Below are 20189 nucleotides of genomic sequence, written 5' to 3'. Positions count from 1 at the left end.
CGCGTTAAAGCGGCCCGCTCGTGCGTAGCCCGCGCGCATTAATTTCGCCCTCACATACGCCCCTTAAAACGGCAGCGCGAATTTGTTGGAAGCCCACCACATCGGTCATTTCGCCCGGTCGTCCCGAACGGCGCTGTGCGCGTTGGGATTCGACACACCCGCGACGTATCGAGCACTACGAATTTTTTCTCGCGGGTTCTCCTGAATTGCACAAACACAATTTGTCGTGCCAGGATCGCTCTGAAGGTTTTGCAGCGACATGGTGCGAGGGTGCGGTCCAAACCGTCCCCGCACAGATGTCCGGAAACTGCGCTGGCGCCTTGATCCTCCGTGCGTCGAGCGTTGTTTCACGTGACATCGTGTGTTGCTCATCATCGGCGCGTGGGGTCGCGTCGGCCAGGCTGGTGGGTTATCCCGTGCGATCTCGAACCGCGTGCGTGCGTCAGGCGCGCTACACACGCGAGTGTCTTTTTGTTGCCGCAAATCTTGCCGAAAGGCAAACGACAGCGAAACGAAAAGAGTCGCAGGCGATGTTGGTTTTAAGGACGTACTTCAAGGCAGGTACTGCGAATGGGTTGCAGAGAGTTTCTGACGGTCGGTGCAATGCTGTGTACATGGGCGGGATGTGCCGTGTCGTTTGCACACGCCGATCCACTGGCCGATTCGCAGGCTGCCGGGCCGCTCACACGCGCCGAAGTCCCACGCATCGCACTCGACGACGATACCTACCTGCCCCCCGTCAGCCTGAATCAGCAGATCATCCGCGTGCCCGTGGACGCCGCCGGCACGATCACGCTCGAAACGACGATCTACAAGCCGGACGGTGCGGGCCCCTTCCCGATGATCGTCTTCAACCACGGCAAGATGCCGGGCGACCCGCGCCAGCAATCGCGTAGCGACCCGCTGCCGTTCGCCCGCGAATTCGTGCGCCGCGGCTACGTAGTGGTAGCACCTAACCGGCAGGGCTTTGCGCAATCGGGCGGCACGTACGAACAGGACGGCTGCGACGTCGAGCGTAACGGTTTAGGCCAGGCAGGCGACGTAGCCGCAACGATCGGATACATGTCAAAGCAGCCGTATGTCGACGCACAGCACATCGTGGTAGCGGGCACGTCGCACGGCGGCCTCGCGACAATCGCCTACGGCACCGAGGCCGCGCCGGGCGTGCGGGCGTTGATCAATTTCTCGGGCGGTTTGCGGCAGGACGCGTGTACCGGCTGGCAGGACAATCTGACTCACGCGTTTAGCGCGTACGGTGAGAAGACGCACGTGCCTTCGCTGTGGCTGTATGGCGATAACGATTCGATCTGGTCGTCGCCGCTGGTTGCGAGCATGTACGCCGCGTATTCGGCGCATGGCGCGGAAGCGAAGATGGTGGACTTTGGCGCGTACAAGAACGACGCGCACCGGCTGGTTGGCGACCGCGATGGTGTGCGGGTCTGGTGGCCTGCAGTCGAGGCCTTCCTGGCGCGGGTGGGGATGCCCACTGGCGTGCAGTATCGGGTAGCGGATCCGGAGCCGCCTAAGGCTAGCGGGTATGCGGCTCTGGATGCGGTGACCGCTGTGCCGTTTGTCGACGAAGCTGGGCGCAATGGGTATCGGAATTTCTTGCATCAGTATCCTTCCCGGGCTTTTGCTGTTTCTGACTCGGGAGCGTGGTCCTGGGCTGAGGGTGGGGATGATCCGATGTCGGTCGCTGTGGCTAATTGCCAGAAGCAGAGCTCGGCGCCTTGTCGGCTTTATGCTGTCAATGATTCTGTTGTCTGGAGTGACGGGGGGTCTTCGCAGACGGCTAGTGCCCAAGGGTCATCCTCCGGTGGGGTTAAGGGGGAGGATAAGAGGGCCTTGGCTAGTCGGGAATGAGGGCTCTTTTGCCTCTGAGGTTTAATTATTGCTTTTAGGGGTGAGGGCCTTTCATTGCTTTCGTAGTGGTCTATCAGTAACGCCCCTGTGCATGGCATTTGTTCTCCCGAACGCTCGCTAACGGGAATACACAGTAGTCCGTATCAGTCCACCTCGCCTTTATCTGTAAATGATTTGCGCTTGGACTCAGTACATACGAGTCCGCGCCGGTTCATGCGAGCCCGGCGTCGTGACGCCGACAAGCTCTGTCTCGTACACACTCACACTGCGTTCCAGAAGCCGGACAGCACGCAGCCACGTGAGACCAAGTGACCAAAAACGTCGTTCGCCGACACCAAGCAACGCCAGATTCGCGCACCGCCTGCGCGCGTAATACAGCTCCGCTGCGGGCCGGATAAGCATGACGGCATGGTGAGACTCACGCCTGCCGACTGGCAGCACGTTAAATGATGAGTCCGACCCGCGGTGACTCACCAAAGCCCACAAAATAGTTCGACACGACACAAGCTTGGTCATCGGGCCGGACCGGCCAACATCCCAAAAACATAAGCGTCCATTGATCTGATAGCTTTACGCCGTCACAGGCATAGAGGCAGGCGATGGGCGCAACAGAACTGAAAACGGACTCGTTTCAACGCTGGGTGATGTACAGCAAGGAAGCCTACGGAAGCGGACGAACTTTCCTCAGCGCCGAGCAGAAACGAGCCGTTGAAGAAGGCAAGAAGTTTTCGCAACACGCATACGCCGATGTATGGGCGAAGGATGCCGCGCTCGTCCAACGAGTCCGCTCGTTTCTCGGGACGTATTTCCATTGGCACCAGCGACTCGCGAAGAATGGCGCTGACCTTGAGGTCATACAAACCTTGCAGTGCATGATTCGCGGCGAGAGTGTTGTTCTCATTGCCGAACAATCGCGGACAGGCGGCGCGGGCGGGAATCCGGCACCCAAGCCTCAGCAGCTCCCTGGTTTTCGCAACTCGTTAATGACCAGCCATGGAATGGCTTACGATGCGGCGACGGCTTACATTGAGCGCTATAACGACATGGTGGACCGGGTGAATGCGGTTGCCGCCCGCTATTCGAATGCGGCCACTCCGTCACTGGCCGACACCGCAAGCGATCCCGCGGAAACAGCTACACCGCTACGCGATTCGCAGCCGTTCGAGTACGGAGCAGATACAACGGCGGGCGATTCTTTTGAGATAGCAAAAACGCCGAATATAGGTGACCCCGGGTGGTACACGAACCCCGGCTCGGGGCAAATGCGTCTATTTGGCGTTGACCGGAGGCCGATAGTCGATCTGGATTTTGATCATATTCACAATGGCCTTCAGCCTCACGCCCATAATTGGGGACCTGGCGGACGTGATTCGGGCGATGACGTCGTTCCCTTCAGCCCCTGGAACCCCTAACGAGAAGTCGCGATGCAACAATACCCCTCATTTCACGATTGGTTTATCGTCGGAATCGCAGTCGAAGCCGAGATGAAAACCATCGTTGTTGTCTTGCACAGTGACGACAAAGCCGATCGGGCGCAACTGGTATTCCGAGGCGCGTCGCGTTGTCTGGCGAATGGCTTCGCCGCACAGAACATAGTCTATCAATTGAAGATTCTTGATGACTTCAATTCCCCCGAACACAAGTCGGCGGTCAGGGCGCTAGAGGAGGCGCACCCTTGGGGCAGTGATTGGCCGCGAAAGAAGATCGCCTCGTTTTCCAGTTCGGTTGGCGCAGAAATGCTGATCGAATATCTCACCGTGACGGTGACTCAAGAGCCGCTTTCGGCCGCGTAAGCGAAAGGCCGCACATGACGAGGGCCCTGGTGCAAACCGGCGAGAAAGCCCGGAAAGGCCAACGCCATAGGATTGCCACCGAAGCAAGGGGCCGCAGGCCCGCCCCCATACCCTCCGAAAAAGGCCGCCGCAGGCGAAAACCACTTCGCCGGACTACATTTTTCTCCACCCCTCCCCATGACTTTGCCGCCGTCATCTACGTGCAAAAACCCTCATCTGTGAAGATCAGATAAAACCTGCCAACAACGTCCCCGAACTGCACGCGCAGCGTCAAAAAAGCCCCGCGCAGAGGGTAGTGCATGAACATAAAGAACGCGCTAATCTCACCCCCGACCGCCGCAAGGCAACAAACAACCCGCACCAAACAGCAAGCGTCCGGCCCCCAAAACCGGCCGCGCGCAGCGCAAAAAGCCACACCGCGTAGCGAGAACGAGCACCCTCGCCGCACAGTACCGGAGCAGTTTTGAACACACGAGCAACCGAAGGCATCCAAGGCACCGAAGGCGCCGACGACGCCACTGACTGGGTCACCCGCAGCCTGCGCGCCGTCTGGCATCCCTGCACCCAGATGAAACATCACGAGCGCCTGCCGCTCATCCCCATCGCCCGCGGCGCCGGCCCCTGGCTCTATGACCGCGACGGTCATCGCTATCTCGATGCCATCAGCTCCTGGTGGGTCAACCTGTTTGGTCACGCTAACCCCCGTATCAACGCTGCGCTCAAAGACCAGCTCGATACGCTCGAACACGCCATGCTCGCCGGCTGCACCCACGAGCCCGCCATTGAACTCGCCGAGCGCCTCGCTACCCTCACGCAAAATACCCTCGGGCACGCATTCTTCGCATCCGATGGCGCCTCGGCCGTCGAAATTGCCCTGAAGATGAGCTTCCACTCCTGGCGCAATCGCGGCTTCGCCGACAAGCAGGAATTCGTCTGCATTGCCAACAGTTATCACGGCGAGACCATCGGTGCTCTCGCCGTCACCGATGTCGCCCTGTTCAAGGATGCCTACGATCCGCTGATCCGTCATGCTCATGTCGTCGCATCGCCTGACGCGCGGCAAGCGCAACCCGGCGAAAGCGCAGCCGACGTCGCGCGTCGTGCGCTTGAGAGCGTGCGCGCCCTGTTCGAGTCACGCAGCACGAAGATCGCCGCGCTGATCATCGAGCCGCTCGTGCAGTGCGCCGCCGGCATGGCCATGCACGATCCGTCGTATATCGCCGGTCTGCGGGCGCTCTGCGATCAATACGGCGTGCATCTGATCGCCGATGAAATCGCCGTCGGCTGCGGTCGTACCGGCACCTTCTTCGCCTGCGAACAGGCCGGCATCTGGCCGGATTTCCTTTGTCTGTCGAAAGGCATCAGCGGGGGCTATCTGCCGCTGTCCATCGTGCTGTCGCGCGACGAAATTTTCCAGGCTTTCTACGACGACGATACGGCCCGCGGCTTCCTGCATTCGCATTCGTACACGGGTAATCCTCTCGCGTGTCGCGCCGCGCTCGCCACCCTGGATCTGTTCGCCAGCGATGACGTGCTCGCGGTCAACGCAAAGAAATCCGCCACGCTGCGTACGGCGCTCGCACCGCTTGCTGAACATCCGCACGTACGCAATCTGCGTCAGTGCTGCACGATCTTCGCGTTCGATGCAGTGATCTCCGATGCGCAACAGGCTAAAGCATTCTCACGCCGCTTCTTCCAGAACGCCTTGCAGCGCGAACTGCTGTTGCGGCCCATTTCGACCACCGTGTATCTGATGCCTCCGTACATCCTTAGCGACGACGAACTCGCGTTGCTCGCCGCCAGAACCCTTGAGACCTTCGACGCCACGCTCGCGGAGGCCGTATGATGCCGTTGCTCGACATGCTCCAGCAAGGCCTGCAGGACCTCGACGCGCAGGGACTGCGGCGCAGGCGTCGCATCGCCGATACGCCGTGTGGCGCACACATGACGGTCGACGGCCGCGAGATGATCGGCTTTGCCAGCAACGACTATCTCGGCCTCGCCGCGCATCCTCTGCTGGTGGCTGCGATTGCTGAAGGCGCGCGGCGCTATGGTTCGGGCAGCGGTGGCTCGCATCTGCTCGGCGGCCATTCGCGTGCACACGCCAAACTCGAGGACGATCTGGCGGGTTTCGTCGGAGGCTTTGTCGATGCGCCGCGCGCGCTGTACTTCAGCACTGGCTATATGGCGAATCTCGCCACGCTTACCGCGCTCGCGGGGCGTGGCACCACGCTTTTCTCCGATGCTCTCAATCACGCCTCGTTGATCGATGGCGCGCGGCTTTCGCGCGCTGACGTGCAGGTCTATCCGCACGCCGACGCCGAAGCCTTGAGTGCCATGCTGGAAGCATCGGACGCGACCGTAAAGCTGATCGTGTCCGATACGGTGTTCAGCATGGACGGCGACGTCGCCCCTCTGGCGCGTCTGCTCGAACTCGCGGAGCAGCACGGCGCGTGGCTCGTCCTCGACGATGCACATGGCTTCGGCGTGCTCGGACCGCAAGGGCGCGGCGCCATCGCTCATGAAGCGCTGCGCTCGCCCAACCTGATTTCCATCGGCACGCTCGGCAAAGCAGCCGGAGTGTCGGGCGCTTTCGTCGTGGCCCATGAGACCGTCATCGAATGGCTGGTGCAGCGGGCACGTCCGTATATTTTTACCACCGCTTCGGTGCCGGCTGCTGCGCATGCTGTGTCGGCGAGCCTGCGCATCATCAGTGGCGATGAAGGCGATGCGCGGCGCGCGCATCTGCAGAAACTGATCGAACGCACCCGTGCGATGCTTAAAGCCACGCCGTGGTTGCCGGTCGATTCGCACACTGCCGTTCAACCGCTCATCATCGGTGCGAACGATGCAACGCTTGAAATCGCCGCCACGCTCGAGCGTGACGGTCTTTGGGTGCCAGCGATCCGTCCGCCCACCGTGCCGGCCGGCACGTCGCGGCTGCGCGTCTCGTTGTCGGCCGCTCACTCGCAGGCGGATCTCGATCGCCTTGAAGCAGGCTTGCAGCGGCTCGGTAGAGGTGCGGCATGAGTACGGCGCGCTCCGTGTTCGTCACCGGCACCGATACGGAAATCGGCAAGACCTTGGTCTCGGCGGCACTGCTGCGCGGCTTCGCGCGCGAAGGATTGCGCGCCGCTGCGATGAAGCCGATCGCCGCAGGTGCCTTCGAGATGGATGGCGTGTGGCACAACGAAGACGCTGATCAGCTCGACGCTGCGTCCAGCGTGCTTCTTCCCCCAGACCTTCGTACACCGTATCTTCTGAAAGCGCCGGCTGCACCGCATATCGTCGCCGCTCAGGAAAACGTCACGCTCGATATCGGCCGCATCGTCGATTGTCACGCGCAGGCACTGCAGCTTGCAGACGTGGTGGTCGTGGAAGGCGTCGGCGGGTTCCGCGTGCCGCTTACCGATACGCAGGACACAGCGGATCTCGCCTGTGCGCTGAACCTGCCGGTCGTGCTCGTGGTCGGCATGCGGCTCGGCTGTATCAGCCATGCGTTGCTCACCGCTGAAGCGATCGCCGCGCGCGGCTTGCATCTGGCGGGCTGGGTCGCGAACCGCGTCGATCCGGAGATGGGCTTCGCGGACGAAAACATTGCCGCGATCCGTAGCCGGCTCGATCGCCAGTACGACACACCGTTGCTTGGCATCGTCCCGCATCTGAAGTCGATTTCGGCCGATGCGGCAGCTGATGCCATCAACACCTCCATGCTATTGCAGACGCTGCGTGCAGCGCAGCTCTGAACCCACTTCATCTCCATCCATGAGGATTGACGATATGACCCAGCTTCACCTCGACCGCCCGCAAACAGACTCGACCGTTGCCAACGCCGCCACCGCAGCGGCGCCGGCCGCACGCTATCGCGTCGCCGACATCATTGCGTTGTACGAACTGCCGTTCAACGATCTGATGTTCCGTGCGCAGCAGGTGCACCGTGAGCATTTCGATGCGAACACCGTACAACTGTCGACGCTACTGTCCATCAAGACCGGCGGCTGCGAGGAAGACTGCGCGTACTGCCCGCAGTCGGTGCATCACGACACGGGACTTAAGGCAGACAAGCTGATGCCGGTCGACGAGGTGCTCGCCGCTGCACGCGTTGCCAAAGACAACGGCGCGACGCGCTTCTGCATGGGCGCGGCCTGGCGTAATCCGAAGGACCGTCACCTCGAGCCGATCAAGGACATGATCCGCGGCGTGAAAGCGATGGGCCTCGAAACCTGCGTGACGCTCGGCATGCTCGAGACGCACCAGGCGCAAGGGCTGCGCGACGCGGGTCTCGATTACTATAACCATAACCTCGATACGTCGCCGGAGTTTTACGGCCAGATCATCTCGACGCGTACCTATCAGGACCGTCTCGACACGCTGGAACGCGTCCGCGATGCAGGCATCAACGTGTGTTGCGGCGGCATTGTGGGTCTAGGCGAATCGCGCCGCGAACGTGCGGGCCTGATCACGCAACTGGCCAACATGGACCCGTATCCGGAATCGGTGCCGATCAACAATCTGGTGCAGGTCGAGGGCACACCGCTCACCGGCACTGAAGCGCTTGACCCGTTCGAATTCGTACGCACGATCGCCGTTGCGCGTATCACGATGCCGCGCGCGATGGTGCGTTTGTCGGCCGGACGCGAGCAGATGAATGAGGCATTGCAGGCGATGTGCTTCCTGGCAGGTGCGAATTCGATTTTCTACGGCGATCAATTGTTGACTACCAGCAATCCGCAGGCTGAGGCGGATCGCAAGCTGCTTGAGCGTCTTGGGATTCGGGCGGAGGCTGCGCAACAGATGCCGTTGGACAAGAGCGGCTGCGAACATGGTTGCGACGGGCATTCTTCCGCTGCGAATTGAGCGTCAAACCAGCGCGTGCCTCACCGCCTCCACTGGCTCCTCGCGAAACCTCAGCGGCGCGGCGCAATGCACGAGCGTATCGACGAAATACTTCGCCCGCGGCCACGGCCCAAACCCTGCCGCCGTGTTGATATGCCCGGCATCCCCAAGATTCACAAACGCGCTGCCAAACCGCTGCGCCAGCTCGCGTGAACCGGCCAGCGGCATCCATGGATCGGTCTCGCTGCCGATCAGGATCGACGGCACCCCGAGCCGGCGCGCCTCGAAATGGCCAGCGAAGGTGAATTTTTCTGGGCTGGCCGGCGCGACAAACAGCACGCCCGCCACGTCGCCCACATACGACGCCTGCTGCAACGCATGCGCCGCCGCAAGGCAACCGAAACTGTGCGCCGCCAGCACGAACGGCCCGCGTTCGCGCGCGAGCAGTTCGCGCACCGAGCGCGCCCAGCCCGCCAGATCCGGTGCGTCCCAATCCGCCTGTTCAACGCGCAGCGAGCGGGCGAACTGCCGTTCGAGCCAGGTCTGCCAATGCGCGCCCTCGCTGCCGTGCAGGCCCGGTACAGTCACGAGCCGTGGTGGCCACGTCGATTTGCTGCATGAAAGCATGATTCTCCTCGCTGCCGGAATCCGGAAACCTATTGTGGAGCGGGGCCCTGCGGACACGAACCAACTTTTTCTCATTTGCTTATTGGGCGTCCAATCCGGGACACGCGCCGGGGACGCATGGGGGCGCTCATCCGGACGCCCAGGCCCAATCCGCACGCGATTGGCCTCGAAAAAGTAGAATGAAGCCTGTCCAAAAACGGAGGAGGCCCCATGTCGCAAACGTCATCTGTCCAGCCACGAGCGCTGCAGCCGTTCCATCTGGCGTTTCCGGTCACCAGCCTGGAAAACGCACGCGCCTTCTACGGCGACCTGCTCGGCTGTCCGGAAGGACGCAGTTCGCCGGAATGGGTCGATTTCGATTTTTTTGGCCACCAACTTGTCGCGCATCTCGCGCCCAATGAAACCGGCCGTGCCGGCGTCAATGCTGTAGATGGCGACGACGTTCCCGTGCGCCATTTCGGCGTCGTGCTAAGCACGGACGACTGGCACGCACTCGCAGACAGGCTCAAGGCAGCCGGCACCGCGTTCATCATCGAGCCGCATATCCGTTTCAAAGGCGAAGTCGGTGAACAGGCCACCATGTTCTTCCTCGACCCTTGCGGCAACGCGCTCGAATTCAAGGCCTTCAAGGACATCAGCCGCCTGTTCGCCAAGTGATGCACGCACCGATCGCATGAAGATACTTTTCTACACGCCTCAGCCTGAAGCCGCGTCCTGGCTACACGATTTCACCCGTGCGCTGCCCGAGGCCGAACTGCGTGAATGGCAACCGGGCGACACCGCGCCGGCTGATTTCGCCGTCGTCTGGCGGCCGCCGCGCGAGATGCTGGCAGACCGCAAGGGGCTGCGTGCCATCTTCAATCTCGGCGCGGGCGTCGATGCGATTCTCGCACTCGAGCGCGCGCATCCCGGCACCCTGCCGCGGTCCGCACAACTCGTTCGTCTCGAAGACGGCGGCATGGCCCCGCAAATGGCCGAATACGTGACGCATGCCGTGCTGCGCTACCTGCGCCGCTTCGACGAATATGAAACGCTGCAAGCGGAACGCCGCTGGAAAGTGCTCGATCCCCATCCGCGCGACACCTTCACCGTCGGCGTGCTCGGCCTGGGTGTGCTCGGTACCCACGTGGCCCGCGCGCTGGTCCCGTTTGGCATGCCTATGCGTGGCTATAGTCGCAGCGCGCGGCAAATCGAAGGCGTGCAGACTTTTGCTGGCGAGGCGCAGTTCGAGGCGTTCCTCAGCGACGTCAAGGTGCTGGTGAATCTGCTGCCGCACACTCCCGAGACGCATGACATGCTGAACCGGCGCACCTTTTCGAAGCTCGCGCATGGCGCCTATCTGATCAACGTCGCGCGCGGTGCGCATCTGGTTGAACAGGATCTGCTCGACGCGCTAGCCGACGGTCAGATTGCTGGCGCTACGCTGGACGTGTTCCGAGAGGAACCGCTGCCCGTCGATCATCTGTTCTGGCAGGAACCTCGCATCACGATCACCCCGCATAGCTCGGCGCAGACCTTGCGCGCAGAGAGCGTCGCCCAGGTCGCGCAAAAGATGCTCGCGCTGATGCGCGGCGAGCCGGTGAGCGGGGTCGTCGACATCGATCGCGGCTACTGAATTCCCGATACAACGCCGCCTCGTGCGGCAGGAGACCCATCATGGCCATGCCACAAGCCGTCAAAGTCGTCGAAGTCGGCCCACGCGACGGATTGCAGAACGAAAAGGACTTCGTTCCCACCGCGGTCAAGATCGAACTGGTCAACCGCCTGTCTGCGGCGGGTTTTCGCAACGTCGAGTCGGCCTCCTTCGTGTCGCCCAAGTGGGTGCCGCAGATGGCCGATGGCGCTGACGTCATGGCCGGCATCGAACGCCGTCCCGGCACGATCTATTCGGTGCTGACGCCGAATCTGCGCGGCTTCGAAGGCGCTCTCGCGGCACGCGCCGACGAAATCGTGATCTTCGGTGCAGCCAGCGAGGCGTTTTCGCAGCGGAACATCAACTGCAGCATCGCCGAGAGCATCGCGCGCTTCGAACCCGTTGCACAGGCCGCCAGGGAGCATGGCGTGCGGATTCGCGGCAGCGTATCGTGCGCGCTTGGCTGTCCGTATCAGGGCGAGGTACCGGTGTCGTCGGTGATCGACGTGGTGGAGCGGTTTGCGGCGCTCGGTTGCGACGAGATCGATATCGCCGACACGATCGGCGTGGGCACGCCAAGACGCACGCGCGAAGTCTTTGCTGCGGTCACCGAAGTGTTTCCGCGCGAGCAACTGTCGGGGCACTTCCACGACACCTACGGCCAGGCACTCGCCAACATCTACGCCGCGCTGCTCGAAGGGATCGAGATTTTTCACGCATCGGTAGCGGGGCTTGGCGGTTGCCCGTATGCGAAGGGCGCCACCGGTAACGTTGCCACCGAAGACGTGCTGTATTTACTGCAGGGCCTGGGTATCGAGACCGGTATTGATCTCGCTCAGGTCGTCGCGATCGGCGATTTCATCTCGACCTCGATCGGCAAGCCGAATAACTCGCGCGCTGGCAAAGCCTTGCTCGCCAAAGCACGCAGCGAACAAGGTTCCTGCGTTTAACCTCTCATCCACTGGAAAGCCCTTTATGACGGACAACGTTCCTCCCCACGCCGACGATCTCAACACGCTGCCGGATTCGGCACGCCGTGTCGCATTGCTGCTGCGTGAGCGCGGCCACACCGGACAGATCGTGATGCTGCCGGAAACCGGCAAGACTTCAGCCGAAGCCGCTGCAGGCCTTGGTTGCGAGGTCGCGCAGATCGCCAAATCGATCCTGTTTCGCCGCCGCGAAGACGACGCACCGGTGCTGGTGGTGGCAAGCGGCGCGAACCGCGTCGATGAGAAAAAGGTCGCGGCACAGGTCGGCGAGATTGGACGCGCCGATGCGAAGTTCGTGCGCGAAAAGACCGGCTATGCGATTGGCGGCGTCTGCCCGATCGGCCACGCCACGCCGCCGGTTACGCTGATCGATGCAGACCTGCTTACGCTCGACACTCTTTGGGCCGCAGCTGGCCACCCGCATGCGGTCTTCAATCTCTCGCCGCAAGAGCTGGTCGCGCTGACCGGCGCGCCGGTCGCCGACGTGGCGCTACGAGAAGCCGAATGACGACGGTAGGCACCGTGGACCAACAGGACGCGGTTGCACCCGTGCCGTCGCCGTGCATCAACGTGTGCCGGATGGACGAAGCGAGTGGCTGGTGCGAAGGATGTCTGCGCACCATCGATGAAATCGCGTGCTGGTCCACCTACGACGACGTCACCAAAAGCGCGGTATGGGACGCGCTCGACCATCGCCACGCGCAGTGGATGGCGCAAAACCGGCAGGCTGCGAAATGAATGCGGCGCCGCGCATTGTGACGATCGGGGAGAGTTGTAGCTGCACGCTGACGTTGTCACCAGAGTCCGTCAAATCGTTCGCGACGCTCGTCAACGATCTGAACCCGCTGCATCACGACGACGCTTACGCTGAGCAAAGCCGCTTCGGAGGCCTGATTGCTTCCGGCACACAGCCTTCCGCGCATTTCATGGCGATGCTGGCGACGCACTTTTCGCAGTACGCGCAGCCGCTAGGCCTCGAGTTCGATATCAAGCTGAAGAAAGCGGTCCATGCGCAGGACACGTTGACGATGACGTGGCGCGTCCGTGACGCCTGGTGGAAGCCGAGCCTGAACGGCGACCTGACGCAACTCGACGGCTCCGTTGTGAACCAGCGCGGCGAGACGGTGCTGCTCGGCACCTCGACGATTCTCGTGATGGCGAAACCCGCGCAGGGTGATTCCGCAAAGTCCGCTCAGGAGTCCAACCCATCATGAATCTGCCGGCGTCGATCCAGGTGTTCGAGCGCGGCTGGTTATCGTCGAACAACGTGCTGCTGGTTGACGATGCCTGCGCCGCCTTCGTCGATACGGGTTACGCGACTCATGCGACTCAAACGCTGGCCCTGGTGCAGGCGGCGCTCGGCGAACGGCCGCTCGATCTGATCGTCAACACCCATCTGCACTCCGACCACTGCGGCGGCAATGCGTTACTGCAGGCAGCGTGGTCATGCCGCACAGCCATCCCCGCTGCTGAGACGGAAGCGGTGCGCAACTGGGATGAAGCTCACCTGACGTTTCGCGGCACGGGCCAGACCTGCGAGCGCTTCACCTTCACCGAAACAATCGCGCCCGGCATGCACCTCAGGCTCGGCGCGCTCGACTGGGAGGTGCTCGGCGCACCGGGACACGATCCACACTCGCTGATGCTCTATTGTGCGGAAGAACGCCTGCTGATCAGTGCAGACGCGCTATGGGAAAACGGTTTCGGCGTGATCTTTCCGGAACTCGATGGCGAAAGCGGCTTTGCGGAAGAACAGGCCGTGCTGGAAACCATCGCCACGTTAGACGTCCGCATGGTGATCCCGGGTCACGGCGCGCCGTTCACGAACGTCGCGCAGGCGCTGGAGCGGGCGTTTTCGCGGGTCGCATGGTTGCGTGCCGATCCGGCGCGCAACGCGAAGAATGCATTGAAAGTGCTGATCGTGTTCAAGCTGCTCGAAGTGCGGACCATGACCTTCGATGCGCTCGTACGCATGCTCGACAACGCCAGCACGATGCGCGCCGCTGCCGCCATGCTCAGACCGCGCGGCGAATGGCCGGCTCTTTTGCGCGGACTGATCGAAGAACTGGCAGTGCAAGGCGGTCCGCTGACGGTGGACGGTGAGCGCGTTGTCGCACGCGGCACCGTCACACGTAGCGCGTGATCAGCTCCGAAGAAAGCGTTAAGGGGAACGTAGGCATCGCCGCTCAACAAACGTCAAAAGCCGCCGCGCAAAAAAGAAAGCCGCTCGCCATAAATGGCGAGCGGCAGAATTCGGTCGACGTGATCATCGTCTGTGCAAATGATACCTGCGCGGGTTTTTTGGCCGCATCGGTGATTTCCCTACAAAAGGTTGACACTATCATCCCACGGCACGGAGGCACGGCGACTCAGGTCGGTGAATAACGGCGCTGCGGTACGAGGCGCCAGCCGAGGTTGACGCCCGCAGCGGCCAGCAAAATCAGCACGGCGCCGAACACCTGCACCCATGCGAGCTTCTGGCCGAATGCAACGCGATCGACAATGATCGCGACAACCGGATAGATGAACGAGAGTGCGCCGGTCATCGCAGTCGGCAACTTCTGGATCGCCCCGTAGAGCAGCACATACATGATGCCGGTGTTCACGATGCCGAGCGTCACGAGTTCAAGCCAGTGTGCGCCCGTGGTAGGCAGCGCATCGAAGCGCACAAACGGCGCCAGCATCAGCACGCCAAGCCCCACCTGAATCAGCGCGATCAGATGCGGTGGCGTGCCTTTCAGATGTTTGGTGATGATCGACGACACCGCGTACATGGCCGCCGCACCAACCGCATAGGCAATTCCTTCAAGGTACCGGCCCGGCATCGCGAGCACGGCGGGCTCAACCCGCACGACCAGCACGAGGCCACCGAACGCCACCAGCAGCCATGCAATCGTCGAGGCAGTGATGCGTTCGCGGAACACGACCGCACCGAGCGCGACCAGCATGAATGGCTGCGTGTTGTAGACAGCGGTGGCCATCGAAATCGACGCGCGCGAATACGCGGCAAACAGCAGCACCCAGTTGATGACGATCGCCACACCGCCGAACATTGCGAGACCCAGCATGCGCCAGGAGAAAAGATTGCGGCGGAACAGCCCTAACGCGGCGCAGACGAGGGCCAAAGTGGCGCCACCGAACACGCAACGAAAAAACACCACGTTGAACGCGCTCTGTTGCGACGACACGACCAGCCAGCCGATTGTCCCTGACATCAGCATCGCCACGGTCATCTCCGCCGCCCCGCGGCGTGTGGCGCTCCCGCGCATTTCATCGGCAGCCATCTTCGCTCTCCCAGGATTGATTACCTGAGAGTCAGTGTATTTAATCCGGATGATTGAATATATGGCTAAACTTAGGCATTCAATTGCACGGACCTAAGAATCGAAGGCAATCATGGCAAATCGCCTTACAACCAATCCCCCCGCTACGCTCGACGATACCGATCGGGCGCTGCTGGCGGCGCTCGCGGAAGATGCTCGCCAGCCGGTCAGCGAACTGGCGCGGCGGGTCGGCTTGTCCGCACCCAGTACCGCCGAACGTCTGCGGCGGCTCGAGACTCAAGGTGTAATCGAGCGCTTCACCGTGCAAATCGATCCGCGCGCGCTCGGCTACACGCTGCAGGCAATCGTGCGGGTGAAGCCGTTGCCCGGACAGTTACATCTGGTCGAAGACGTGATCCGCCGAATTCCGGAGTTCGTGGAGTGCGACAAGGTGACCGGCGACGACTGTTTTGTCTGCCGTCTGTACCTGCATTCGATCGAGCAGCTCGACGAAATCCTGTCGAAGGTGACGGAGCGTGCGGAAACCAGCACCGCCATCATCAAGTCGACGCCGGTCGCGCGCAGGCTGCCGCCGCTAGGCTGAGCGCGACCCGGCTACTGCTCGACGGCCTCGAAAAAGGAGAGCATCTCCGGGACCAGTTCCGCTGGCGCTTCCTCAGGGATGTAGTGCCCGCACGGCAACGCCCGCCCGCTGACATCGCGCGCCACCCGGCGCCATTCCGCGAGCGGCTCGAAACACTTCTCGATCACGCCCTCCTCGCCCCACAGCACGCGCAGCGGGCAGCCAATCTTGTGGCCGCGTTCGATGTCAGCGCGATCATGGTCGAGGTCGATGCTCGCCGACGCGCGGTAGTCCTCGCACATCGCATGCACCGCACCCGGCTGCCGCAACGCGCTGCGATAGGCGTCGAGCGCCTCGGGGGCGAACGGCGTCAACCCGGCGTGGCGGCTGCCCATCACACGTTCGACGTAGACGTCCGGATTGGCACCGATCAGCGTCTCCGGCAGCGGCTCCGGCTGGATCAGGAAGAACCAGTGGAAATACAGCGTGGCAAAGGTGCGGTCGGTGGCTTCGTACATGGCGAGCGTCGGCGCGATATCGAGCAGCATCAGACGTTCGACCGCTTCCGGATGATCGAGCGCCATCCGGTGTGCAACCCGTGCGCCGCGATCATGGGCGCAGACCAGAAAGCGTTCGTGGCCGAAGTGACGCATCACCGCGACCTGATCCGCCGCCATCGCCCGTTTGGAATATGCCGCGTGAGTGGCGTCGCTGGCCGGTTTCGCCGAGGCGCCGTAGCCACGCAAGTCGGTGGCGATCACGGTGAAATGCTGTGCGAGTTGCGCGGCGCACCGATGCCAGATCAGGTGCGTCTGCGGATGGCCATGCAGCAGCAAGAGAGGCGGCCCTGCCCCGCCCTTGACCCCGTAAATGTCGACGTCGCCCGCGGCGACCCGGAAGGGCGTGAAATCCTCGAAGGGCATAGCGAGAGTCTCTTGTCGTTGTTCGTGAAAGCATTGTAGGAGCGCTGTGTGTCCATACGGAGTGGTATAGGGCACGTAAGCGTAGAACCTGAACACTTCCTCCAACTGCACCATCGCTGCAATCGGGCAGGCATTCGCCTATAATCGAACGATCGTTCGCAAACTGCGCGGGCTTCATGGAGCCCGCTGGATTCCGAACGCAAGTCGCACAACACGCGCAGCAGCCATCACCGGCTCAAGCTGCGTCCTGTGCCACTACACTTCACATATGCCAGGCGTTCGACGCACGCCGGCTCGCCTGATAGGAGACTTGCGCCATGGCATTGCCCGCCGTCCTGCAGCACCTTGCGCTGCCCGTTGTTGCCTCGCCGATGTTCATCGTCAGCTACCCCGATCTGGTTCTCGCGCAATGCAAGGCCGGGATCGTCGGCTCGTTCCCGGCCTTGAATGCACGGCCGGCCGAGTTGCTCGACGAATGGCTCACGCAGATCCAGGCGTCGCTCGCTGAACACAAGGCAGCCCATCCGGACGCCGTGATCGGGCCGATCGCCGTCAACCAGATCGTCCATCAGTCGAACGTGCGGCTCGAGCACGACGTGCGCGTATGCGTCGAACACAAGGTGCCGATTTTCATCACCAGCCTGCGTGCACCGGCCAAGGAAATCGTCGACGCGGTGCATAGCTACGGCGGCATCGTGCTGCACGACGTGATCAACATCCGTCACGCTCAGAAGGCGCTGGAAGCGGGTGTCGACGGCCTGATCCTGGTCGCAGCGGGGGCGGGCGGCCACGCAGGCACGACCTCCCCGTTTGCGCTGGTGGGCGAAGTGCGGCGTATTTTCGACGGCCCGATCGTGCTGTCCGGCGCGATTGCCAACGGCGGTTCGATCCTCGCTGCGCAAGCGATGGGCGCAGACCTCGCATATATGGGCACGCGCTTTATCGCGACCCAGGAAGCGCATGCGGTGGAAAGCTACAAGCATGCGATCGTCAACTCGAGCGCCTCGGACATCATCTACACCAACCTGTTCACCGGCGTGCACGGCAACTACATCCGCGAAAGCATCGTCAATGCCGGACTCGATCCAGATGCGCTGCCGGCTTCGGACAAGACCGCGATGAATTTCGGCAGCGACAAGGCCAAGGCGTGGAAGGACATCTGGGGCGCAGGCCAGGGCGTCGGTCTGATGGACGACGTGCCGAGCGTCGGCGAACTGGTCGAGCGTCTGAAGAAGGAATATGACGACGCGAAGGCGCGGCTCGGGATTGCGCGTTGACCGGTGAGCGCGGCGCTTAGCTTACGGCCAGCGCCTTGATCTGCTCGAGCGATGGCCACAGCGCCTCGTTGGCAAAACGCGCCGCAAAAAAATCGACGAACGAGCGCACCTTCGCCGACAGATGGCGCCGGCTCGCATACACGAGGTGAATGGGCAGTTCGCGCGGCAGCGACTCGGCAACCAGCAGCGGCAGCAGGCGGCCGGTAGCGAGATCGTCGCCGATCACCTCGGTCCCGAGCATGGCGATTCCCGCGCCTTGCAGCACAAGCACGCGCTGCGCTTCCAGCTGATTGACGATCAGGTTGCCGGACAGACTGACGCGCGCCCCGCCATCGCCGTTGGACGTAACGAAATCCGGCGCCGATACACCGGCGTACTGCAGATAGTTGTGCCGCGACAGATCGGCCCGTTTCTTCGGCGTGCCATGCCGGCGCAGATACTCCGGCGAAGCGCACAGCACGAGGTGCGCGGTAGCAATCTGCCGCGCGATCAGCGAGGACGACTTCAGGCCGTGCGGCGAGGCCCGGATCGCGACATCGAAACCCTCGTCGATCAATTCGACTACGCGGTCCGACAAGGTCATATCCACGGTGACCTGCGGATACTGCGCCGCATAGTCGGCCACTGCGCTCATCACGTGACTCAGACCGAACGCCGATAGCGACGACACCCGCAGACGCCCCTGCGGCACGATGCTCGCGGCGCCGACCGCCTGCCCGGCTTCGTCGAGTTCGGTCAGCACCTGACTCAAACGCTCGTAGTACTCGCGCCCCGCCTCGGTCGGGGCGACGCGCCGCGTGGTGCGATTGAGCAGGCGCGCGCCGAGCTGCTGTTCCAGATGCATCACGTGTTTGCTCGCCATCGCCGCGGACATCTCCATGCGCTCGGCCGCGCCGACGAAGCTGCCCACTTCGACGACATGGCGAAACACTTTCATGCTGACGAGGGTATCCATGGCAATCGCTCACGAGAGGAATCAATCGACGCCATTTTGCCGTCTTTATCAAAGCAGCGTCAGCAAACCTCTGCCCGCGGTGCCGATTGATAAAGCTAAAAAGACAAACCCCGCCTTCTTCCGAAGGCGGGGTTTGCAAAGCACAACGAAACGCGTGACGACCCGAACCGGTCAGAACTTCGTGCGGATACCCACGCCGTAGGTCTGGCCCGAGGTCTGGCTGGTGAAGTGATCGTACATATAAGCCGCGTAGACATCGGTGCGCTTGGACAGCGGATAGTCATAGCCAATTGCAGCCGTTTGACGCGTCTGGTCCAGACCGCTGCCGTCGCGCGAGTACGCGAACGACGCCATGATCGAGCCGGGGCCCGCTGGAACCGTCACGCCGCCTTGTGCGGTGTTCACGTGCCAGCTGCCGATATCCTGCGCGTTGTACGTGTACATGTACTGGCCGAAGAACTTGACGTACTTCAGGTCGTAGGACAGGCCCAACTGAGCGACGCTCTGGCTCTTCATGCTCGCGAGCCCCACGCTTTGTGCGAGGCTGGTGAGATCGCCCGGGGCGTCGTTGAAGTTCACGTACTGATAAACGCCGGTTGCCGCGAACGCGCCGTGGAAGTACAGGAACTGGGCGCTCCACTTCTTCGCGCCGTTCTCACCCGCCGTATTGCCCAGGGCATACATGACGTTGGCGCTAAAGCCGTTGAAGTTCGGTGACGAATATTCCACCGCATTGTTCCAGCCCGAATCGCCGGCCACACCCTGGTCAGTGTTGTACGTCGGGAAGGTGCCGAGGCCGAGGTACGTATGCCACACCATCGGCGAGAATTCGTACGAGTCGACGAACGGGTTGAACAGGATCGTCGAGACGAACAGCGGCGTGGTCAGACGTCCGGCCGTGACCGTGCCGTACGGCGACTCGATACCGACATAGGCGTTACGCGAAAAGAACGTATCGCCCGTGAAGCGGCCGTAAGCGCCGTTCTGCGCGAGGAAGAAGCCTTCCAGAGTGAAGATCGCCTTGTAGCCGTTGCCCAGATCCTCCGCCCCCTTCAAGCCCCAGTAGGAGGTCGACATACCGCCGCCCGACACTTCTGCTGCGCCCTTGCCGTCCGGGAATTTCTGGTCGCCGACCCATTCGTCGACCTGACCATAAAGTTGCACGCTCGATTGCGCGAACGCCGACGATGCGCCCCCGGCCAGCAGGCAAGCGATGACGCTGGTCTTGAGAGTCGTATTGAGCGCACGGCGGAAATTTGTATTCATGGGTTCTCCTGTCTTTGTCAAAAGGGTGTGGCTGCTGTGCGGCGGGGAAGCTCGCGCTAACGGTTTCTCGGTCGTCCGTTAGATCAACGAGTTAATCTGGGCGGGACCATCTTTGCGGACCATTTTTGTGGACAAAAATATGGGTTGTTATTGCCGGTATATCGGTCCGATTAGTTTTGTC

General features: G+C 62.1%; 22 protein-coding genes. 17 read left to right on the top strand and 5 right to left on the bottom strand.

The window, feature by feature from the left end:
- The first annotated feature begins 570 nt into the window (after positions 1 to 570).
- The 7 genes from P3T17_RS12355 to bioB all read left to right on the top strand — a co-directional run bounded on the left by P3T17_RS12355 (position 571) and on the right by bioB (position 8513).
- On the top strand, positions 571 to 1863 hold the full coding sequence (locus P3T17_RS12355) for a dienelactone hydrolase family protein (RefSeq protein WP_074263184.1): 1293 nt from the start codon (positions 571 to 573) through the stop codon (positions 1861 to 1863).
- Positions 1864 to 2462: 599 nt separating this feature from the next.
- Complete coding sequence (locus P3T17_RS12350; protein WP_429406939.1) at positions 2463 to 3275, top strand: hypothetical protein; 813 nt, start codon at positions 2463 to 2465, stop codon at positions 3273 to 3275.
- Between the two features lie 12 nt (positions 3276 to 3287).
- Entirely contained in the window at positions 3288 to 3656 is a 369-nt protein-coding gene (locus P3T17_RS12345) for a hypothetical protein (protein WP_429406937.1), read from the top strand.
- 463 nt (positions 3657 to 4119) lie between these two features.
- Positions 4120 to 5502 carry an adenosylmethionine--8-amino-7-oxononanoate transaminase gene (bioA, locus tag P3T17_RS12340; protein ID WP_429406935.1) on the top strand — a complete coding sequence of 461 codons (1383 nt, stop codon included), beginning with the start codon at positions 4120 to 4122 and terminating at the stop codon, positions 5500 to 5502.
- Positions 5502 to 6686, top strand: coding sequence for an 8-amino-7-oxononanoate synthase (gene bioF / locus P3T17_RS12335; RefSeq protein ID WP_429407211.1), 1185 nt, complete (start codon positions 5502 to 5504; stop codon positions 6684 to 6686). The genes bioA and bioF overlap by 1 nt, the downstream gene beginning before the upstream one ends.
- Entirely contained in the window at positions 6683 to 7402 is a 720-nt protein-coding gene (gene bioD, locus P3T17_RS12330) for a dethiobiotin synthase (RefSeq protein WP_429406933.1), read from the top strand. The genes bioF and bioD overlap by 4 nt, the downstream gene beginning before the upstream one ends.
- 34 nt (positions 7403 to 7436) lie before the next feature.
- The gene (gene bioB / locus P3T17_RS12325) at positions 7437 to 8513 is read left to right on the top strand and encodes a biotin synthase BioB (RefSeq protein WP_074263182.1); all 1077 of its coding nucleotides are present in this window, start codon (positions 7437 to 7439) and stop codon (positions 8511 to 8513) included.
- 3 nt (positions 8514 to 8516) lie between these two features.
- Here bioB and P3T17_RS12320 read toward each other — a convergent pair whose 3' ends face one another.
- Entirely contained in the window at positions 8517 to 9119 is a 603-nt protein-coding gene (locus P3T17_RS12320) for an RBBP9/YdeN family alpha/beta hydrolase (protein WP_074263181.1), read from the bottom strand.
- Positions 9120 to 9329: 210 nt separating this feature from the next.
- Here P3T17_RS12320 and P3T17_RS12315 point away from each other — a divergent pair, with 210 nt between their 5' ends.
- The 8 genes from P3T17_RS12315 to P3T17_RS12280 are packed head-to-tail and all read left to right on the top strand — an operon-like array spanning position 9330 to position 14126.
- Positions 9330 to 9776: a VOC family protein gene (locus P3T17_RS12315; RefSeq protein ID WP_429406932.1), complete on the top strand. Its 447-nt coding sequence runs from the start codon at positions 9330 to 9332 to the stop codon at positions 9774 to 9776.
- Positions 9777 to 9792: 16 nt separating this feature from the next.
- Entirely contained in the window at positions 9793 to 10734 is a 942-nt protein-coding gene (locus tag P3T17_RS12310; protein ID WP_429406930.1) for a 2-hydroxyacid dehydrogenase, read from the top strand.
- A 41-nt stretch (positions 10735 to 10775) separates the two neighbouring features.
- On the top strand, positions 10776 to 11702 hold the full coding sequence (locus P3T17_RS12305) for a hydroxymethylglutaryl-CoA lyase (RefSeq protein WP_429406928.1): 927 nt from the start codon (positions 10776 to 10778) through the stop codon (positions 11700 to 11702).
- Between the two features lie 25 nt (positions 11703 to 11727).
- The gene (locus P3T17_RS12300) at positions 11728 to 12249 is read left to right on the top strand and encodes a YbaK/EbsC family protein (protein WP_429406926.1); all 522 of its coding nucleotides are present in this window, start codon (positions 11728 to 11730) and stop codon (positions 12247 to 12249) included.
- Positions 12246 to 12479 carry a DUF1289 domain-containing protein gene (locus P3T17_RS12295; protein WP_429406924.1) on the top strand — a complete coding sequence of 78 codons (234 nt, stop codon included), beginning with the start codon at positions 12246 to 12248 and terminating at the stop codon, positions 12477 to 12479. Before P3T17_RS12300 ends, P3T17_RS12295 begins: the two co-directional genes overlap by 4 nt.
- A complete protein-coding gene (locus tag P3T17_RS12290) occupies positions 12476 to 12955 on the top strand; it encodes a MaoC family dehydratase (protein WP_429406922.1) in 480 nt (159 codons plus the stop codon). Before P3T17_RS12295 ends, P3T17_RS12290 begins: the two co-directional genes overlap by 4 nt.
- Positions 12949 to 13884: an MBL fold metallo-hydrolase gene (locus P3T17_RS12285; protein WP_429407209.1), complete on the top strand. Its 936-nt coding sequence runs from the start codon at positions 12949 to 12951 to the stop codon at positions 13882 to 13884. Before P3T17_RS12290 ends, P3T17_RS12285 begins: the two co-directional genes overlap by 7 nt.
- A complete protein-coding gene (locus P3T17_RS12280) occupies positions 13881 to 14126 on the top strand; it encodes a hypothetical protein (protein WP_429406920.1) in 246 nt (81 codons plus the stop codon). The genes P3T17_RS12285 and P3T17_RS12280 overlap by 4 nt, the downstream gene beginning before the upstream one ends.
- Here the strand turns inward: P3T17_RS12280 and P3T17_RS12275 are convergent.
- Positions 14111 to 15025, bottom strand: a complete 915-nt coding sequence (locus tag P3T17_RS12275; protein ID WP_429406918.1) for a DMT family transporter — start codon at positions 15023 to 15025, stop codon at positions 14111 to 14113. The genes P3T17_RS12280 and P3T17_RS12275 overlap by 16 nt on opposite strands.
- A gap of 112 nt (positions 15026 to 15137) precedes the next feature.
- Here P3T17_RS12275 and P3T17_RS12270 point away from each other — a divergent pair, with 112 nt between their 5' ends.
- Positions 15138 to 15608, top strand: coding sequence for an Lrp/AsnC family transcriptional regulator (locus P3T17_RS12270; protein WP_074263172.1), 471 nt, complete (start codon positions 15138 to 15140; stop codon positions 15606 to 15608).
- Positions 15609 to 15619: 11 nt separating this feature from the next.
- Here the strand turns inward: P3T17_RS12270 and P3T17_RS12265 are convergent, their stop codons facing one another.
- Entirely contained in the window at positions 15620 to 16510 is an 891-nt protein-coding gene (locus tag P3T17_RS12265) for an alpha/beta fold hydrolase (RefSeq protein ID WP_429406916.1), read from the bottom strand.
- Between the two features lie 317 nt (positions 16511 to 16827).
- Between P3T17_RS12265 and P3T17_RS12260 the strand changes: the two genes are divergently transcribed.
- A complete protein-coding gene (locus P3T17_RS12260; RefSeq protein WP_074263170.1) occupies positions 16828 to 17787 on the top strand; it encodes an NAD(P)H-dependent flavin oxidoreductase in 960 nt (319 codons plus the stop codon).
- A gap of 16 nt (positions 17788 to 17803) precedes the next feature.
- On the opposite strand, the gene P3T17_RS12255 is transcribed toward P3T17_RS12260, so the two are convergent.
- Positions 17804 to 18742, bottom strand: coding sequence for a LysR family transcriptional regulator (locus P3T17_RS12255; RefSeq protein WP_074263169.1), 939 nt, complete (start codon positions 18740 to 18742; stop codon positions 17804 to 17806).
- Between the two features lie 171 nt (positions 18743 to 18913).
- Positions 18914 to 20008 carry a porin gene (locus tag P3T17_RS12250; protein WP_074263168.1) on the bottom strand — a complete coding sequence of 365 codons (1095 nt, stop codon included), beginning with the start codon at positions 20006 to 20008 and terminating at the stop codon, positions 18914 to 18916.
- Between the last annotated feature and the right edge of the window lie 181 nt (positions 20009 to 20189).

The sequence above is a fragment of the Paraburkholderia sp. GAS82 genome (assembly GCF_050436285.1).
Lineage (GTDB): Bacteria > Pseudomonadota > Gammaproteobacteria > Burkholderiales > Burkholderiaceae > Paraburkholderia > Paraburkholderia phenazinium_B.
The sequence above is the reverse complement of the archived record's forward strand: the minus strand, read 5'-3'. Positions and strand labels throughout refer to the sequence as shown.

Excerpts from the sequence above, each read along its gene's own strand:
- bioF (WP_429407211.1), top strand. The coding sequence starts at position 5,502 with ATGCCGTTGCTCGACATGCTCCAGCAAGGCCTGCAGGACCTCGACGCG.
- P3T17_RS12265 (WP_429406916.1), bottom strand. The coding sequence starts at position 16,510 with ATGCCCTTCGAGGATTTCACGCCCTTCCGGGTCGCCGCGGGCGACGTC.
- bioD (WP_429406933.1), top strand. The coding sequence starts at position 6,683 with ATGAGTACGGCGCGCTCCGTGTTCGTCACCGGCACCGATACGGAAATC.
- P3T17_RS12290 (WP_429406922.1), top strand. The coding sequence starts at position 12,476 with ATGAATGCGGCGCCGCGCATTGTGACGATCGGGGAGAGTTGTAGCTGC.
- P3T17_RS12260 (WP_074263170.1), top strand. The coding sequence starts at position 16,828 with ATGGCATTGCCCGCCGTCCTGCAGCACCTTGCGCTGCCCGTTGTTGCC.
- P3T17_RS12250 (WP_074263168.1), bottom strand. The coding sequence starts at position 20,008 with ATGAATACAAATTTCCGCCGTGCGCTCAATACGACTCTCAAGACCAGC.
- P3T17_RS12275 (WP_429406918.1), bottom strand. The coding sequence starts at position 15,025 with ATGGCTGCCGATGAAATGCGCGGGAGCGCCACACGCCGCGGGGCGGCG.
- bioB (WP_074263182.1), top strand. The coding sequence starts at position 7,437 with ATGACCCAGCTTCACCTCGACCGCCCGCAAACAGACTCGACCGTTGCC.
- P3T17_RS12315 (WP_429406932.1), top strand. The coding sequence starts at position 9,330 with ATGTCGCAAACGTCATCTGTCCAGCCACGAGCGCTGCAGCCGTTCCAT.
- P3T17_RS12310 (WP_429406930.1), top strand. The coding sequence starts at position 9,793 with ATGAAGATACTTTTCTACACGCCTCAGCCTGAAGCCGCGTCCTGGCTA.
- P3T17_RS12295 (WP_429406924.1), top strand. The coding sequence starts at position 12,246 with ATGACGACGGTAGGCACCGTGGACCAACAGGACGCGGTTGCACCCGTG.
- P3T17_RS12355 (WP_074263184.1), top strand. The coding sequence starts at position 571 with ATGGGTTGCAGAGAGTTTCTGACGGTCGGTGCAATGCTGTGTACATGG.
- P3T17_RS12345 (WP_429406937.1), top strand. The coding sequence starts at position 3,288 with ATGCAACAATACCCCTCATTTCACGATTGGTTTATCGTCGGAATCGCA.
- P3T17_RS12300 (WP_429406926.1), top strand. The coding sequence starts at position 11,728 with ATGACGGACAACGTTCCTCCCCACGCCGACGATCTCAACACGCTGCCG.
- P3T17_RS12270 (WP_074263172.1), top strand. The coding sequence starts at position 15,138 with ATGGCAAATCGCCTTACAACCAATCCCCCCGCTACGCTCGACGATACC.
- P3T17_RS12350 (WP_429406939.1), top strand. The coding sequence starts at position 2,463 with ATGGGCGCAACAGAACTGAAAACGGACTCGTTTCAACGCTGGGTGATG.
- P3T17_RS12305 (WP_429406928.1), top strand. The coding sequence starts at position 10,776 with ATGGCCATGCCACAAGCCGTCAAAGTCGTCGAAGTCGGCCCACGCGAC.
- P3T17_RS12320 (WP_074263181.1), bottom strand. The coding sequence starts at position 9,119 with ATGCTTTCATGCAGCAAATCGACGTGGCCACCACGGCTCGTGACTGTA.
- P3T17_RS12255 (WP_074263169.1), bottom strand. The coding sequence starts at position 18,742 with ATGGATACCCTCGTCAGCATGAAAGTGTTTCGCCATGTCGTCGAAGTG.